At 37.6% G+C, this 15,984-nt stretch carries 15 protein-coding genes; 6 read left to right on the top strand and 9 right to left on the bottom strand.

Features of this window, described 5'->3' with window-relative positions; all coding sequences use genetic code 11:
• Positions 1-74 precede the first annotated feature (74 nt).
• Complete coding sequence (locus EXE30_RS03540; protein ID WP_130161226.1) at positions 75-1,094, top strand: AraC family transcriptional regulator; 1,020 nt, start codon at positions 75-77, stop codon at positions 1,092-1,094.
• 54 nt (positions 1,095-1,148) lie between these two features.
• Here EXE30_RS03540 and EXE30_RS03535 read toward each other — a convergent pair whose 3' ends face one another.
• A complete protein-coding gene (locus EXE30_RS03535) occupies positions 1,149-1,784 on the bottom strand; it encodes a TetR/AcrR family transcriptional regulator (RefSeq protein ID WP_130161225.1) in 636 nt (211 codons plus the stop codon).
• A gap of 313 nt (positions 1,785-2,097) precedes the next feature.
• Here EXE30_RS03535 and EXE30_RS03530 point away from each other — a divergent pair, with 313 nt between their 5' ends.
• Both EXE30_RS03530 and EXE30_RS03525 read left to right on the top strand, forming a co-directional pair.
• Positions 2,098-3,225 (top strand): hypothetical protein, encoded by a 1,128-nt coding sequence (locus tag EXE30_RS03530; protein ID WP_130161224.1) that lies wholly within the window; start codon positions 2,098-2,100, stop codon positions 3,223-3,225.
• 125 nt (positions 3,226-3,350) lie between these two features.
• The gene (locus EXE30_RS03525) at positions 3,351-3,827 is read left to right on the top strand and encodes a hypothetical protein (protein WP_130161223.1); all 477 of its coding nucleotides are present in this window, start codon (positions 3,351-3,353) and stop codon (positions 3,825-3,827) included.
• A 124-nt stretch (positions 3,828-3,951) separates the two neighbouring features.
• Here EXE30_RS03525 and EXE30_RS03520 read toward each other — a convergent pair whose 3' ends face one another.
• Complete coding sequence (locus EXE30_RS03520) at positions 3,952-4,701, bottom strand: NADPH-dependent F420 reductase (RefSeq protein WP_130161222.1); 750 nt, start codon at positions 4,699-4,701, stop codon at positions 3,952-3,954.
• Between the two features lie 109 nt (positions 4,702-4,810).
• Between EXE30_RS03520 and EXE30_RS03515 the strand changes: the two genes are divergently transcribed.
• Entirely contained in the window at positions 4,811-5,185 is a 375-nt protein-coding gene (locus EXE30_RS03515) for a winged helix-turn-helix transcriptional regulator (protein ID WP_130161221.1), read from the top strand.
• Positions 5,186-5,243: 58 nt separating this feature from the next.
• Here EXE30_RS03515 and EXE30_RS03510 read toward each other — a convergent pair whose 3' ends face one another.
• The 4 genes from EXE30_RS03510 to EXE30_RS03495 form a co-directional block, all read right to left on the bottom strand.
• Positions 5,244-6,050 (bottom strand): oxidoreductase, encoded by an 807-nt coding sequence (locus tag EXE30_RS03510; RefSeq protein WP_130161220.1) that lies wholly within the window; start codon positions 6,048-6,050, stop codon positions 5,244-5,246.
• A gap of 33 nt (positions 6,051-6,083) precedes the next feature.
• Positions 6,084-9,149 carry an efflux RND transporter permease subunit gene (locus EXE30_RS03505; RefSeq protein ID WP_130161219.1) on the bottom strand — a complete coding sequence of 1,022 codons (3,066 nt, stop codon included), beginning with the start codon at positions 9,147-9,149 and terminating at the stop codon, positions 6,084-6,086.
• On the bottom strand, positions 9,146-10,270 hold the full coding sequence (locus tag EXE30_RS03500) for an efflux RND transporter periplasmic adaptor subunit (protein WP_130161218.1): 1,125 nt from the start codon (positions 10,268-10,270) through the stop codon (positions 9,146-9,148). Before EXE30_RS03500 ends, EXE30_RS03505 begins: the two co-directional genes overlap by 4 nt.
• A gap of 82 nt (positions 10,271-10,352) precedes the next feature.
• On the bottom strand, positions 10,353-10,973 hold the full coding sequence (locus EXE30_RS03495; RefSeq protein WP_130161321.1) for a TetR/AcrR family transcriptional regulator: 621 nt from the start codon (positions 10,971-10,973) through the stop codon (positions 10,353-10,355).
• A 119-nt stretch (positions 10,974-11,092) separates the two neighbouring features.
• On the opposite strand from EXE30_RS03495, the gene EXE30_RS03490 reads away from it, so the two are divergent.
• Positions 11,093-12,523: an efflux transporter outer membrane subunit gene (locus tag EXE30_RS03490; protein WP_130161217.1), complete on the top strand. Its 1,431-nt coding sequence runs from the start codon at positions 11,093-11,095 to the stop codon at positions 12,521-12,523.
• A gap of 303 nt (positions 12,524-12,826) precedes the next feature.
• Here EXE30_RS03490 and EXE30_RS03485 read toward each other — a convergent pair whose 3' ends face one another.
• Together EXE30_RS03485 and EXE30_RS03480 are read right to left on the bottom strand one after the other, a co-directional pair.
• Positions 12,827-14,125 (bottom strand): Y-family DNA polymerase, encoded by a 1,299-nt coding sequence (locus EXE30_RS03485; RefSeq protein ID WP_130161216.1) that lies wholly within the window; start codon positions 14,123-14,125, stop codon positions 12,827-12,829.
• A gap of 6 nt (positions 14,126-14,131) precedes the next feature.
• On the bottom strand, positions 14,132-14,743 hold the full coding sequence (locus EXE30_RS03480) for a LexA family protein (protein ID WP_121928383.1): 612 nt from the start codon (positions 14,741-14,743) through the stop codon (positions 14,132-14,134).
• Positions 14,744-15,036: 293 nt separating this feature from the next.
• On the opposite strand from EXE30_RS03480, the gene EXE30_RS03475 reads away from it, so the two are divergent.
• A complete protein-coding gene (locus EXE30_RS03475) occupies positions 15,037-15,267 on the top strand; it encodes a hypothetical protein (RefSeq protein WP_130161215.1) in 231 nt (76 codons plus the stop codon).
• Between the two features lie 254 nt (positions 15,268-15,521).
• Here the strand turns inward: EXE30_RS03475 and EXE30_RS03470 are convergent, their stop codons facing one another.
• On the bottom strand, positions 15,522-15,749 hold the full coding sequence (locus tag EXE30_RS03470; RefSeq protein ID WP_130161214.1) for a hypothetical protein: 228 nt from the start codon (positions 15,747-15,749) through the stop codon (positions 15,522-15,524).
• Positions 15,750-15,984: the final 235 nt, after the last annotated feature.

Below are 15,984 nucleotides of genomic sequence, written 5' to 3'. Positions count from 1 at the left end.
GAGAAGATATAAAGTTTTGTAGATAAACAGAATGACATTATACTAACAAACTTGACATTTCATGACACGAAAGTATAACCATGCAATTATATTGGAATTTCCCTCGCAGTATTAGCGCCATTCGCGTATTGCTTACAGTGGGTCAATTACATGGCCTAACGCATGAAACTTGTCTAGAAAACACTCATATTTCTTTAAGTGATTTATCACAATCTAACTTTGAAGTAGAAGCAGAACAGGAATTTATAGTTATTCGCAATCTACTGAAATTACTAGGACCTAACCTTCCAATTGGTTTAGAAGCTGGTCTAAGACATCATACGACAACATTTGGTGCATGGGGTTTTGCCATTCTTAGTAGCCAGACAATGAAAGAAGCTTTGCATTTTGCAATGCGATATTTTCAACTTAGCTCCATTTTCTGCAATCTAGAAGTCGTTCATGACGGTACACATACACTCCTAATTTTTGATCATAGCCAATTACCTGATGACCTAGAATATTTTTTGGTTGAAAGAGACCTCATAACAGTTATATCGATTCAGCGAGATGTATTACCTATCCAATTTCCTGTAATGAGTATTAATGTTGCTTTGCCCGCACCAAAGTATGTCGATAAATTTCTCGAATTAACTGGATATTCTATTCACTTTAATCAACCTCAAAGCTGCATTATCTTTGAAAGCCATTTGCTTGACCTACCACTGCCTCAAGCAGACCCATTTATCCGCGCACGTTATGAAGCAGAATGTCAACAATTATGGACAAGAAGAAGCTCTCTAGGGAGTTATAGCCAAAAAGTCAGAAATATTTTGCTTCTACAACCCTCACAAATGCCTAAAATTGATGAAATGGCAGACTATCTCCAAATTAACCTCAGAACTTTGCAACGACATCTCGCAGTTGAAGGAATTACCTATGAAAGGCTTATAGATGACATTCGCAAAGACTTAGCCGAAGACTTACTCAAAACAACCAGTTTGACAGTTGAAGAAGTTGCTAATCAATTAGGCTATTCCGAAGTTTCAGCTTTTTCTAGAGCCTTTAAGCGCTGGAAAAGCATCTCTCCCAAGAATTTCAGGTTGCAAAAATAAAATTAGATTTAGATATGTAAGCATATATTTTCAACAAACTTACAATACAACAATTTAACGCTCTACCTCATCAGCCACAGTGAGTAAATTTGTTGCATAATTCATGACTAATAAAATTAAATCATTTGCTTTTTCTTCTGACTCGGCCAAACGTCCCTCTAATAGAAGATGAGATAAACCATGTACTAAACTACAACTTAGAGTCGCCAATATTTCAACTTGAGGGTCGGTCTCATTCTTGTCTAATATACAAGCAGTTAATTTATATAACTGCTTGTATGTACTATGCACAGCCTCGCTTAACTCGTTAGCACTATCATGTTGAAGACTCCGATCAAACATTAAAGTAAAGAGATTACGATTGTTCTTTGCAAAATTAATGTATGCCAAACCAAATCGTTTTAAAGCCTCGGGTTGGGATGCAGTGCTTTGCATTGCTTGGTTTTGTTCTATTTGCAAATGCTGAAACCCTTTCGCTGCTAAAGCAGTCAAAAAACAATCTTTATTCTCAAAATGTCGATATACCGCATTGGCACTTACACCAATTTGTCTCGCCATTTCTCTAAAACTAAGGCTTTCAGCATCACTATTTTTTAGGTGAGCTAATCCCGCATCTAATAATTTTTCACGCACATTTCCATGATGGTAATTCGCCTTTTGAGATAAATTTTGAGATTGCATTGGAGGCATGTTGACACCGCGCACATTATATAAGCATAATGTGTGCATCGAACACATCATGCTGTATTGTTGTTAAATCCTCGTAAAAGAGAACACCAAAGGTCTTGGTCAGTAAAACAAAAATATTTTGATTACTCGTTAAATACTCTCCAAGAAAAAGAACCCTTAAGCCAAGGAAGTAAATATGGATATTTTTGGAATTATAAAACAGGCTTTTTTATTTACAATCCCATTGTCAATAATCCCTACATTTGCGAATGCTGAACTCAATCTTATAGATGATCAAGACCTTTCCAATATAACAGGCCAATCCTTTCTTCATATGAATTATATTGCTCCATCAGAAATTGGGAATATTAGCAATCTGGGGTTCTACTCCATAGGGGTCTTGGCAGATATTGAGCTCAATGCAAATATCAAAAGTATCCAGCTTGGATGTGGAGGAGTTAACGGGCCAGGAATCTGTGATATTGACTTATCCGATGTCCGTATTACAGGCACTCAACCAGGTCGTAGTGGTACCTATGTAGATTCCGATGCAAAATTAAGTAACCCATTTATTCAATTTGCCATAAGAAATCCTGACCAAGCAGCTACACGTGAAATCGTTGGATTCTCACTTGGCACACAAAGTGCGGACTTACTTATGTCTATTGGTCAAAACCCAGACCCTTCAACTCCAGGTCAGATCGGAGGAAACCCGAATGGCGCAACGGGTATTAATACGATTAGCGGAAATTTTCAAGGGCTCGTAAAAAACTTAAGAAACCCAATGGTGATTAATGCTGCTTTAGGCCTAATTCCTTTGGCAACAGGCAACGCCTATGTTCAAGAGACATCGACCCAACCCAACCTATCTACCACCTTAAGAACTCAAGAGTCTGGTATCAATGTTGAAACAGGAGCTTATTATCAATTTATCTCAGGACAGCGCATGACTGGAGTGGACCTTGGTCCGATTAATCTTATTGTTCCTAATCTGTATGCTGCATCCCTTCTTAATTTAGGAAGCTTAACTGCAAAAGCGACCTATACACCATTTAATTTTATTGATTTACACAATATGTATGTCAAACCGAACCCTACCGCTGGTCTATCACTATCATTAAATAGTCAACCGACTTTATGGCCACAAATAGGAACAAAAGGTGAATATACGTTTCCAACTACTGCACAAGAACTTGATAACAATGGAAACGTAATTACGAGAGGTTATAACTCCAATGGCAATCCTATCACAACAGAAGATTTAATGGCTCAACGTGGTTGGTGGTTGTCGGTACCTCAAGCAACGATTGGTGATGATTCTGATTTCGTAACAACATCAACAGCGCATGTAGATGCTGCCGTCGCATTAATTGGATTGGCTCTAGGTAATATCACTGTAGGTCCTGTTAATAGTGGACAAATTCCAGTTCAAAACTGTTATGGGGAACTCAAGTTTTGTTAAAACCGAACTATGACTTGAACCTCTCCATGAAACTTACACGTTCTTTACCACACCTAATAATTTCTCTAGTACTCTTCGCGTGGCTGAATACTTCCCACGCGACCACAGTTTATAAGTCAACCCATATGTGCACAGCCTCTGTTAAAAATAAAATACCCTATAAAATTCAAAATTCTATATCGAATATTACAGTCAACTCAGCAGACTCTGACACATCAAGCATTGCATTTATAATTGCAGCAGCAATTGCTTCAAAACATAATCAACATATTGATACGCTTAATATCGCAACATATTTACAGCAGCTCAATCCAACTAGAGATTCATTTTATTCATTATTTGAAATCAAAAAAGCTTTTGAAAAATTTGATATCCATATCGATGCTAAAAAAAATGCCTCTCCCTTTGATATATTAAAATTGACCAATGAAATTCTTATTGGTATTGATCAGCAAGAACATTACTTTGCTTTAGTTGGATCATCGCAAGAATTTGTTTATTTAATTTATGGTGTTTTAAACCATAAAGCGCTGATTTGTTCTCTTAAGAAATCTTTATTTATACAAAACTTTACCACCAATAAATTTTTAATTCTTAGATAGTTACCACCAGACTCCATTAAATAGAGAATTTTTATTAATTCAAACAATTAGGCTTATTTAATAATTAAAAAAATAAGCCCTTTATATTTTTTTAAATTAAGTTTTAGAAAATAATCTTTAAAAGTTAATCGAGTATTGAATTTAAATCTCGATTCATTTGAACAATATCCTGATGCGTTGGATTAGTTCCTAAGCTTGAGAAGAGTTCAGGTAAACGATCACGCTTTTTTTGAGCCTCTCCTTTTTGAGCAATAGCGAGTCCTTTCCTCATCATTTGCTGATCATAATCACAGCAATATGCTGGCGTACATGGTTGTTGTCTCCAAGAATCTTCCAAACTTCCTGCATCTACAGGGTCAAAACCTATGTCATTTACAAGGCTCATAACAACATTTTTTGAAGGTACATTATCTCCAGCAACAGCTATCGCTAATCTATTTTCACTTCCTTCAACTTGGCCTAATTCTGCAAGTGAATAAGCTAAAATATTATTAAAAGCTTTAATAACAGGACGATTAATCTGCTTGGAGACCCAAACACTTTCTGTCATTCCATCATCAATTTCTTTAATATGAGGATCACGGAAATCAGGATAATAATTACTGGTATCTATAATTACTTTGTCTGTGGCTGCTGAGTAAAATAAATCTGTGGGTAATTCTTTTATAGCTGGGAAAGGAATTGATAAAATAACAACATCTGAAGAATTAACAGCTCCATATATATCGACTGCTTCTACGTTTATTTCATCCGCAATTTTTCTTACACCGTCCACACCTCTAGAGTTCGCAACATATATAGTATGACCTGCTTCTTTTAAAAGACGTGCAAGGGTCTTTCCAATATTACCAACTCCAACAATACCTATTTTCATATAACAGCCTTTTGAGAAATTTAATACAGTTAACACTTTTAAGTTTAAAGATAAGCTGAGACAATAGGAAGTACACACAAAAAAGTAAGTATATTCCTAGATGGTAAGTATGAAAGCAGTACGTGACTGGAATTGTGAAGTTCCTCAACAGCGGATAGTATGGGCAAAAATCACCTCTGAAGCCCTTAAAGCTATTGAAGGAAAATGGAAAATAATTATCCTTTGTCAACTTTTTTCAGCTAAACAACCCCTACGTTTTTCTGCATTAGAAAAACTTATCGAAGGTGTTAATCAGAAAATGTTGATTCAGCAACTTAAACAATTAGAACAAGATGGGATTATTAAACGCACTGTTTATCCACAAGTTCCCCCTAAAGTTGAATATGGGCTTAGTGAAATAGGATTAGCACTTGGTCCTTCAATGGAAGCACTTATTGAATGGGCAGAATTTAAAAATCAAAAATTAAATAGCGATTCAAAATAATAAAAACTAAGCATAAAATTTATACTTAGTTTTTATAATATTAAAAATAATGAATGAGTTATTTCAAACCAAAAGTCTTTCTAATGCTTTTATCAACAGGGCCACTTGGCATGAATCGACGTAACTTACTTAATAAAGATGCCTGTCCAGATGGAGTTCGATACATATGCCAACCACTCAATGCAGCTGAAACAATAGTATCAGCAACACTATCTGGTTGAGGTGCCTTATCAATCTGGTTTGATATCGCATTTGTAGCAAGATTACGCTCATAATCATATTCTGGGATCATGGATTTCACCCATGGAGCATTTTTATCTAGATTAGTTTTCGTGAAAGAAGGTTGAACTGCAGTTACACGAATTCCAAACTGACGAAGCTCGTGATCAAGCGACTCAGATAGACCTTCAACTGCATGCTTAGTTGCTGAATACACTCCCATATATGGTGATGGAAGAAAACCTAACACAGAGCTAATATTGATAATTCTGCCAGATTGCTTCAATCGCATATACGGAACGACTGCTTGTATTGTGCGGAGAATACTATAAACATTCGTATTAAATAAAAACTCGGCCTCTTTAATAGATGTCTCCTCGATGGCACCAATCAGGCTTGTTCCAGCATTGTTGATTAATACATCGATATGACCAGCCTTATTAATAATAGAATGGATTGCATGTTGTACTGAATCCTCATCACTAATATCCATTTTGACTAACTCAACATTCGCTATGGGTTTAGTTTTTTCAATATTTCTAACCGTTCCAAAGACTCTATGTCCTAGTTCTGCAAATTTTACTGCTGTAACTTGTCCTATACCTGATGACACGCCAGTAACTACAATCACTTGTGAGGTTGACATATAAACTCCTAATACTATTTAAAAAATCTGATATCACACTGCAGGTTTAAGCTTGATCTTGAACCAGATCGAATACATTGCAGGTAGGAAAACCAGTGTTAAGACTGTTCCAGCAAGTGTTCCACCAATAAGTGTGTAAGCTAGCGTTCCCCAAAAAACTGAATGCGTCAGAGGAATGAAAGCTAAAATGGCAGCTAAGGCAGTTAAAATAACGGGTCTAGCACGCTGTACCGTTGCCTCTACAACAGCATTAAAGGGATCTAAACCTGCTTGTTGGTTATGTTGAATCTGACCAATCAATATGAGCGTGTTCCGCATCAAAATCCCTGATAATGCAATTAGACCCACTAATGCATTAATACCGAATGGTTGCTGAAAAAGAAGAAGGGTTGGTACAACTCCTATTAATCCTAATGGGCTCGTCAGAAACACCATAATCATTGCTGAAATTGAACGCACTTGAAGAATAATAATGAGCAATGTGATTGCCAACATGATCGGAAAAATAGGCAGCATCGCTGTCGTGGCTTTTCCTGACTCTTCAATCGAACCAGCTTCTACAATACGATAGCCTTTTGGTAGATCCTTTATAATCGGCTGCAGCTGTTTTGTAATTGCCGTAGATACGTCTGGTGGTTGTAGATTTTCAGCGATGTCTCCACGTACTGTTATTGTTGGCACCCTATCTCGACGGCGTATGACTGGCTCTTCCATTCGTATTTCGATCTTACCAATTTGTGCAAGCGGAATACGCTGTCCACTTACTCCAGTGAGCGTAAAGTCACCAATTTTTGCAGGGTCAAATCTTATATCACCAGCAGAACGAGCGACAACTTGTACGGTACGGATATCTTCGCGTACAGACGTAATGGGGATACCTGTTAATAAAAACTGTAATTGCTGTGCCACTGAACTTGATGTAAGACCAACTGCTTGTAATCTATCTTGTTCCAATGTGAAATGTAGCGTGGGTACACGCGTACCCCAGTCCGTGTTTACTGTTCTCATCATTGGGCTGGCATTCATTACATGATGAACTTGAGCCGAAATTTCACGTAGTTTTTCTGTATCAGGACCAGCTACACGATATGCTACAGGGTATGGTGAATATGGTCCAAAAACGAGTTGGGTAACGCGTAACTGCGCTTCTGAAGCAAGCCCATTGGAAATCTCTTGTCTCAAGCGATGTTTTAAAGCTTCGCGCTCTTCTTGATTGTCAGTACGTATCACAATTTTAGCAAAAGATGGATCTGGTAATTCAGGGCCCATGGAAAAGTAAAAACGAGGTGCACCTTGACCAATATATGATGTCACAATCTTTGCTTCATTTTGCTTGGATAACCAAGCTTCAACTTTGGCTGTAGCGGCACTCGTTTGTGTTATAGATGTACCGTAAGGCATTTGTACTTCAACAAGCACTTCAGGACGATCTGAGATTGGAAAAAACTGTTTTTTCACCAATGCCATACCACCTACCGCTAAAACAAATAATCCAATAACACTGCCAGCAACAAGCCATTTACGTGCAATTACGCGCCCAAGAACTTGACGAAAACGGTTATATCGTGGCGTGTTATAAATTGCATCATGTCCCCCTTCAACCTTTTTTAAATCAGGTAGCATTTTCACACCTAGATATGGAGTGAAAATCACTGCAACAACCCATGATGCAATCAATGCAATACCAACGATCCAAAACATATTACTGGTATATTCTCCAGCAGTTGATCTGGCAAAACCATTTGGCATAAATCCTACTGCTGTCACTAATGTTCCTGAAAGCATCGGCGCTGCTGTATGACTCCATGCATAAGCTGAAGCCGCAATACGGCTATAACCCTCCTCCATTTTTACGACCATCATTTCAATGGCGATAATGGCATCATCAACTAAAAGACCTAACGCGAGAATGAGAGAACCCAGTGTAATCCTGTCAAAGTTTTTACCCGTTGCAAGCATCACCACAAAAACAATTGCCAATGTAAGTGGGACAGCCATAGCCACGACAACTCCAACTCGCCAACCCATGCTAATAAAGCTTACAAACATCACTACAAGCAATGCTGCAAAGAATTTGATCATGAACTCATCAACTGATGAGCTAATATTTACAGCCTGATCAGTGACTTTATTTAAACTGATACCAAGAGGTAAATCTTCATTGATTGAACTAATTTCTTTCTCTAATGCTTTACCGAGGTCTAATCCATTCCAGCCTTCACGCATCACCACACCCAACAATAAGGCAGGTTCTCTATCGTTGCGGATAATGAATGTTGAGGGATCTTCATAACCACGTTTAACAGTCGCAATATCAGATAATTTCAAGGTGCGGCCTTGAGCAGTGATAGGCGTATCACGAATTTTTTGTAACTTATCAAAAGCGCCATCCAATCTGACAAAAACTTGAGGCCCTTTAGTTTCAATAGAACCAGCTGGAGTAAGTACATTCTGATTATTAAGTGCAGCGAATACATCTTGAGGATTTACACCTAATGTTGCCAAGCGCTCATGTGAAAATTCGATATAAATACGTTCAGGTTGCTCACCAACAATATTGACTTTCTTTACACCAGGTACATGAAGTAACTGCTGCCTAATCGTTTCTGCATCACGCACCAACAACCTTTGCGCTTCATTTTTTGCTTTCAATGCAAATAAAGCAAAAGTCACATCTGCGTATTCATCATTAACAAGTGGTCCAATTACACCTGAAGGTAAATTACTTATTTCATCATTAACTTTCTTCCTAGCTTGATAAAACTCCTCCTGAACCTGAGTTGGAGGTGTACTATCAAGTAAGGTAAGCGTTGTAAATGCCAGTCCTGGTCTCGTATACGTTTCTGTTCGATCGTACCAACGAAGTTCTTGCATTCGTTTTTCAACTTTTTCAGCAACTTGATCCTGCATCTCCTCAGCGGTAGCTCCCGGCCAAGCAGTCACAATGGTCATAACTTTAACTGTAAAGTTTGGATCTTCAGCACGGCCCAGTTTTAAAAATGCAATAAGACCAGCAATAGAAATCAAAAAAATCAGGAATAATGTAATTCCACGTTCACGAACAGCAAGAGCCGAGAGATTAAAACCTTTATCACTCATGAATGGCTCCCTTGGTTTCCAATTGAAGGATTCCTTGTACTTGAGGAAATGCGCACCGATTCGCCCTCTCTAAGCAAATGTGCTCCTAATGCAACAATTTGGTCTCCTCTCTGAATATTGCCAGTCACATATGCATATTCATCGTCAATCTGCTTAACAACAACCGAACGCCAAGCTACTTTGTTCGTTTTTGCATGAATTACCCATACACCTGCTCCCTTTCCATTATCTAGTATGGAACCAACAGGCACTTGTAAAACATGTTGTGGTCTCTGATTTTGATTTGCGATACGCACAGTAACCGTTGAACCCAATGGTGCGTTGGCTAAAGCACCGTCCAATACAAACCGAGCTTCAAAAGTACGAGTGAGTTGATCCGCAGTATTGGATAACTGACGAAGTTTAGCTGGAACACTTATATTTTCTTGACCGAAGAGCGTGGCTTGCCCAATCGTTCCGATTGCAGGTCTTAATGTCTCTGGAAGTTGAATGACTGCTTCTCTTTGACCTGCATGAGCCAAACGAATAACTGTTTGACCCGCACTTACAATCTGACCTGGTTCGGCCAATGTTTCCATAATCGTGCCATTACCATCCGCAATTAAATCGGCATAGTGACTCGCGTTTAATGCAACCTTTGCATGAGTTTGAGCCGAACTTAGCTGCGCTCTTGCTGCATCTGCTGCAGCTTTAATCTGGTCATATGCAGCAGCAGAAATAGCACCACTACCACGCAAATCACGATATCGAGCCGCATCTTTCTCTGCTTGATCAGCGCGAGCTCTAGCTGCATCGACGGCTTCTTGCTGAGCTTTAGCAGCAAGTTGCAAATCAACAGGATCAATCCGCATCAGCACCTGTCCACGTTTTACTGTTTGACCTGCCTCAACAAGTCTTTTAATCACTTTGCCTGAAACACGAAAACCAAGATCACTTTCTACACGTGCTCCAACCACTCCTGTAAACGCTCTTGAGTCAGCGGTAACCTCTTCCTGTACGGTTGAGACTCGTACCAGAGGTGCTGTGGTACGAGGATCGGATTGTGTACTTTCAGTACAACCTAACAAGATAAATGGAAATATACATATTGCAGTAAATGGAATAAGGCGACGATAAAGCATATTAGAGTCCCCACCTTGTAAAAATTATTAAGGAGACTCATTTTTAATCAAGTGACCAATTTAGTCAATAGTCACAAAGCTACTATGGTGATAAACTTCTCAGAACAAGATTAGAAAGCAACATCGGCGCATCGGCATTGAACTCGATGCTATGCTGTAAAAGTAGTGGATTTAAATAAGGCCTGATCACTAAATATATAACTTTTACTACTTCATCAAGTGGAGTTTTTCTTTCAAAATCACCTGCTTGACGTCCTTCATGAATTATTCCCTGCAATATTTTCTGGATTCTTAATTCATAAGCGATCGTTGCGTCCCACTTTTCTGTAGCGGCTGAAGCGGCTATTTCATACAGTTTACGATCCTGAAAAAATAGACGTAAACTTGAGTCAACAATTGATTTAAATAATACCCTTAATTTTTCAGGGGGATATGCCGTTTTATTAAGTGCAGCATTGATCTCATCTTCTATTTCACGCAAACAATTGGTGCAAATCACCTCGCCAATTGCTTGTTTAGATTCAAAAAACTTATAAATATAAGCTTTAGAAAAACCTATAGATTTTGCAAGATCGGAAACTGTAGTTTTCTCATATCCATATCGACTGAAATGCTCTGTGGCAGCAGTCACAATTTGATCTCTTACCTCATGATCTTCTGGTCCTCGTTTAGAAACAGGATAACTACTCTTTTCTTGACTCATATTTTTCATTTAACCCATTTATGAAAATGACAGTTTAACTCGGTGCACTTAATATTGACAACTAGTGACTATTTTGTATTATAGTCACAAACATTATTATTCAAAATCTCGGGGCGAATATGCTGTCTAAAACTATCGTTGTCCTACCAATATTGGCCAGTGCTCTTACTGCTTGTACCGTAGGCCCTAATTACAAACATCCAAGTATATCTCTACCCGAGCAGTATCTTGGTACTCCCTTAAACTCGTCAAGTGAAGAAACCCAAACAGATATTGCAGTATGGTGGGAGGGCTTCAATGATCCACAACTGACTCGATATATCACATTAGCAATAAAACAAAATCTTGATCTGGCCCAAGCTTATACCCGCGTGACTCAAGCTCAAGCCGGTTTATCGGCAGTCAATGCTTCTTTACGCCCAATCGGTGCTGTTAACGCACAAGCAGCTAAAGTCTACCAATCTATTGAAACGCCTCTAGGGCAAATTTTAAATTCAATGCCTAATTTTGACCGACATGGTAGTACTTATGATGCAAATCTAAGTGCAGCATGGGAGTTAGATATTTTTGGAGGTCTACGCAGAGATCGTGAAGCTTCCCTTGCCAACTACCAAGCCTCTAATGCCGGTGTATCGGCGGTACGCTTAACGGTCGCGGCTCAAACTGCAAATATTTATATTAATATCCGTGGATTACAATCTCGATTAGATATTGCCCATCAACAATTACAAACACAACAAAAACTCCTATCAATTATTAATCTTCTATATAGCAAAGGATTAGCATCAGAATTTCAAGTCAATCAAATGAAGGCAAACCTTTCTCAAATTAAAGCGGCAATACCAGTACTTGAAATGAATTTGGAGGTTGCTATGAATGCGCTTGATGTCATGCTTGGAACACTACCTGGTACTCATCGAATAGAATTAATCAAAGTCAAACCAGTTCCAACTCCACCTAAAATTTTAGAGACTGGAACACCTAGTGACCTTTTACGTAGACGACCAGACCTAATTATGGCTGAACGTCAATTAGTGATAGCAAATGCACGTATTGGTAGTGCAATTGCTGAATATTATCCTAAAGTTTCCTTAGGTGGCTTATTAGGCAGTTCTTCTATTGCTAGTGGAAATTTATTCTCAAGCAGGGCGAATCAAGCTGCTGGCTTATTAGGATTACGTTGGCGTTTATTCGATTTTGGTCGCATTAATGCACAAATTAATTTAGCCAAAGGACAAGAAGCGGAAATGCTTTCAGCTTACCAATTGACAGTATTACGTGCGACAGAAGACGTGGAAAATGCTTTATCAACTTTAGTTAAACGAGAAGAACAATTAGCTGCACTTAAAGATGGAGAAGAATCGCTTACTCAAGCACAAAAAATTGCATTAGTTTCTTATCAAAAAGGAATTAATAGCTTGATCGAAGTTCTACAAGCAGATGCAAATCGTCTCCAACTGTCAAATGCAAAAGTACAAGCACAAACTGAATCAGCGCTGGCCACGATATCCGTTTATAAATCACTTGGCGGAGGTTGGCAGCCTCAATGATGTGGAAACGATCCTACTAAACATTGTATGAAAGAATTAAATGAAAAGTGAAAATAAATTTATGAGGAAAAGATTAGGGATCTGTTGGCATTTGCTGTAAAAAATAGCGAGTCATTTGTGTGATTCATCGACATCCTTTCAATATAATTGGTATCTATGAACAGAGAAATTCAACAACGACTCATATGTACTAGCTCAAACCTGATCTGACAGTTACCGATATTTGATTTAAGACTGTCAGGTTAAATTTGAGCCATATTCTAATCAACTAAAACACATATCAAATCTGCAGTTTAAAACAACCTACCCAACTCTCAATACTTCATCCCACTTGGTCAGATAACTGGGTGATTTATGATTTTGAGTCATTCCCCAAGTTCGTCCTTGCGGAGTAATCAATCGCCCGAATGTCATCATATCTCGCCCAAATCGTTCATTAATTTCATCAAAAGCGACCGAAAGATTCTGACGAGCAATCAGTTCATCCGTATTATGGAATAAATCAACCGCATGGCTGTGTCGCGGAATGATATCCAGTAAAATGACCTCTGCTTTTTTATAACGATGTCCTGCTAGATAGATTCGATCTAAGCCTTGTTGTACCGCTTTTATAATTTCCAAACGATCATCACTATAATCAGCCAAATACACCATGGTAAATGGACGATAATATTGTTCTTTATTAAATCGATTGGTTCGGATACTGATCCCAACAGTCTTACACAATAAATTTTGTTTGCGAAGGCGTTCTATTGCCCGCAAGCTAAACTCAGTTAAAGCACCACTTAGGCTATTTTTATCTTCAATCGGCTGACCAAAGGAACGACTACTTAATACTTGTCGACGGTCTGAAATCACATCTTCAATCTCTAAACACGCCATTCCTTGTAATTCTTTGACTGTATTTTCCATTACTACAGAAAATTGTTTCCCGATCATTTTGGGGTCTGCTTGGACTAAATCCATCACTGAACAAATATTCATTTTTTCTAAGCGCTGTCGAATCTTTCGTCCGACACCCCACACCTCTCCTACAGGTGTATGAAGAAGTAAGTCCTCAATAATACAAGGATCTTCATCAACGATGTTACAAACACTATCGAAACAGGCATGCGTTTTAGCTAAGTTATTCGCAAGTTTTGCTTGTGTTTTGGAGTATCCGATACCGATACAGCATGGTAATCCTAACCAACTTTTGACTGTCGCTAAAATTTGACGGGCATATTCACTCAAATCATAACTTTGTTGATAAGCAGTCAACTCTAAAAAGCATTCATCAATCGAATAAACTTCTTGCTCACAAGGATCCACAAAACTACCCAGTATATTCATGAAACGACGTGACATTTCTGCATACAAGGCATAATTGCTTGAAAGTACTTCAACTTGATGCTGCTGAATAATTTCTTCAATTTGAAATAAAGGCACAGCCATTCTTATGCCAAGCTTTTTTGCTTCATAAGAACGAGAAACCACACAGCCATCGTTATTTGAAAGCACAACCACAGGACGATTTTCTAACTTTGGATTAAATACGCGCTCACAACTGACATAAGCGTTATTTACATCGATCAAAGCAAAAATACGTTGTGGTACATTCATTGACACTTACCTCATCGGTTTCAAGTTATACGTCACCACACCCCAAATCACCAACTCCTGTCCCTCATGTATGTAAATATTTTGATAATCAGGATTTTCAGCCTTTAGCCATACTTTTGGCGGATTAAAATGATGATCAATCATCAAGCGTTTCACCGTGAAATCATTGTCAATCAATGCAATCACAATATCACCCGACTTCGCAGGAATACTCCGATCAACAACTAAAGGATCATCAATATCAATTCCGACATCTAACATCGACAGTGAATTGGCTTTCACAATAAAAGTAGAGTTTTCATTTCGAATTAAAAACTGATTTAAATCCAGTGCTTGCTCCACATGATCTTGTGCGGGTGATGGAAATCCCGCCGCAACACGTTCCGTTGCCAGTGGAATGTGGTAAATTCGATCATTGTTCGCTTGAACATTTTGAATTTTCATTGTGGAGGTCAAATCTGTATGCGTGCCAGTTTTGACATTATTCAGTAACCAATTTTTGATGAAATCCACTTGGGATTCAGGAACACGAATCACTTTGGTCGGTTCACTGAATTGTGCCTTCCGCCCAGCATTTGCTCTCGCACCGCCATGCTCAAAGTCATTTTTTTTGGACATCTTTCCTCCCAATCCAAGTGATTAACAACAGTAATTCAATTTAACTTGAAAAAGTTACAAATTCAAGTTGACGTGCAATTAATTTTGCATAACAATAAATTTCATAGATCAGACCCTCATTTGTTTAACTTGGACAAGGATGTAAAACAAAGTGAGATTAATGTTTGAAATGAATCACTTATGATGCTTTCCACTTCTATATGGCATTTAAGTTATTGATCTCATTCACGAATAAATCTGATCTATCAGCCGTTAGGTTTTATTCAAATATTTTTGATGTGGAGACATGAAAAATGGACAGTCGACGTGATGCAATTCTTGGCTATGCTGATGAACAACATGCTTACTTTATTCGTCTTATTGAAAACAACACTGTACTAGGCAATAGCTATGGACTGTTTTGTGAAAGCCAGAATAGTGAAGCAGCAGAAAGTATTATGACTACCCTCTTCTTAAAGAAATCTTTTTGGTTAAATGGTTCTGAATTTAGTGATATTGTTAAAGGTCTCAACCCAATTACTTGATAGCGATAAACAATAAATATAATTTCATTACAAAGAGCTTGCTTACATACAATCAGCAAGTTCTTTTCTTGATTTTTAATATTTTAACTAAATAAACTGACATTCATATAATATTTTGATTACTACTCCATACTTTTAAATCATTATTTTATTGCTTAATCTTTTAAAAATTTTATCTTTATAAAACAAAACCCACTTATTTGATTAACATAAGTGGGTTATTTTTTTAAAAAAAAGTTAATCACCTAAATTGTTTAAATAAATCTTTTATCATTAACAACAGAAATTATTTTATAGGTTTTCCCATCTAATTCATCTTCAAAGATAAAATCCATATTCGGAAAAATCTCCCGACCTTCAACCTCAATATGCTCAACTCTTTTAAAAAAAGGAACTTCGTGATCTTCTATGTCATTCAGCTGTGCAACAACTATAGATTCATTTTCTTCCTGATCTTTAATCATCACAGTGATCTTGTTCATGATAATTCTCCCGAATAATATAGTCTACTATGTAAAAAATTTATATCATTGTCGACTAAATGGTTGTAACAAGAGTTATAAGTATTATAGTTTTTTTACTTTAAACGCTAAGTAATTGATATATGCTATTTATTTAGCATTTTCAAACATATTTTTTAACCATTAGGCTACAAAGCAGCTAGAAAGATTTCAAGACAACTCAAAAAGTACACTATTCCATAAAATATCAATATCC

Source organism: Acinetobacter halotolerans (assembly GCF_004208515.1).
Lineage (GTDB): Bacteria > Pseudomonadota > Gammaproteobacteria > Pseudomonadales > Moraxellaceae > Acinetobacter > Acinetobacter halotolerans.
This window is presented reverse-complemented; position numbering and strand designations above follow the sequence as displayed.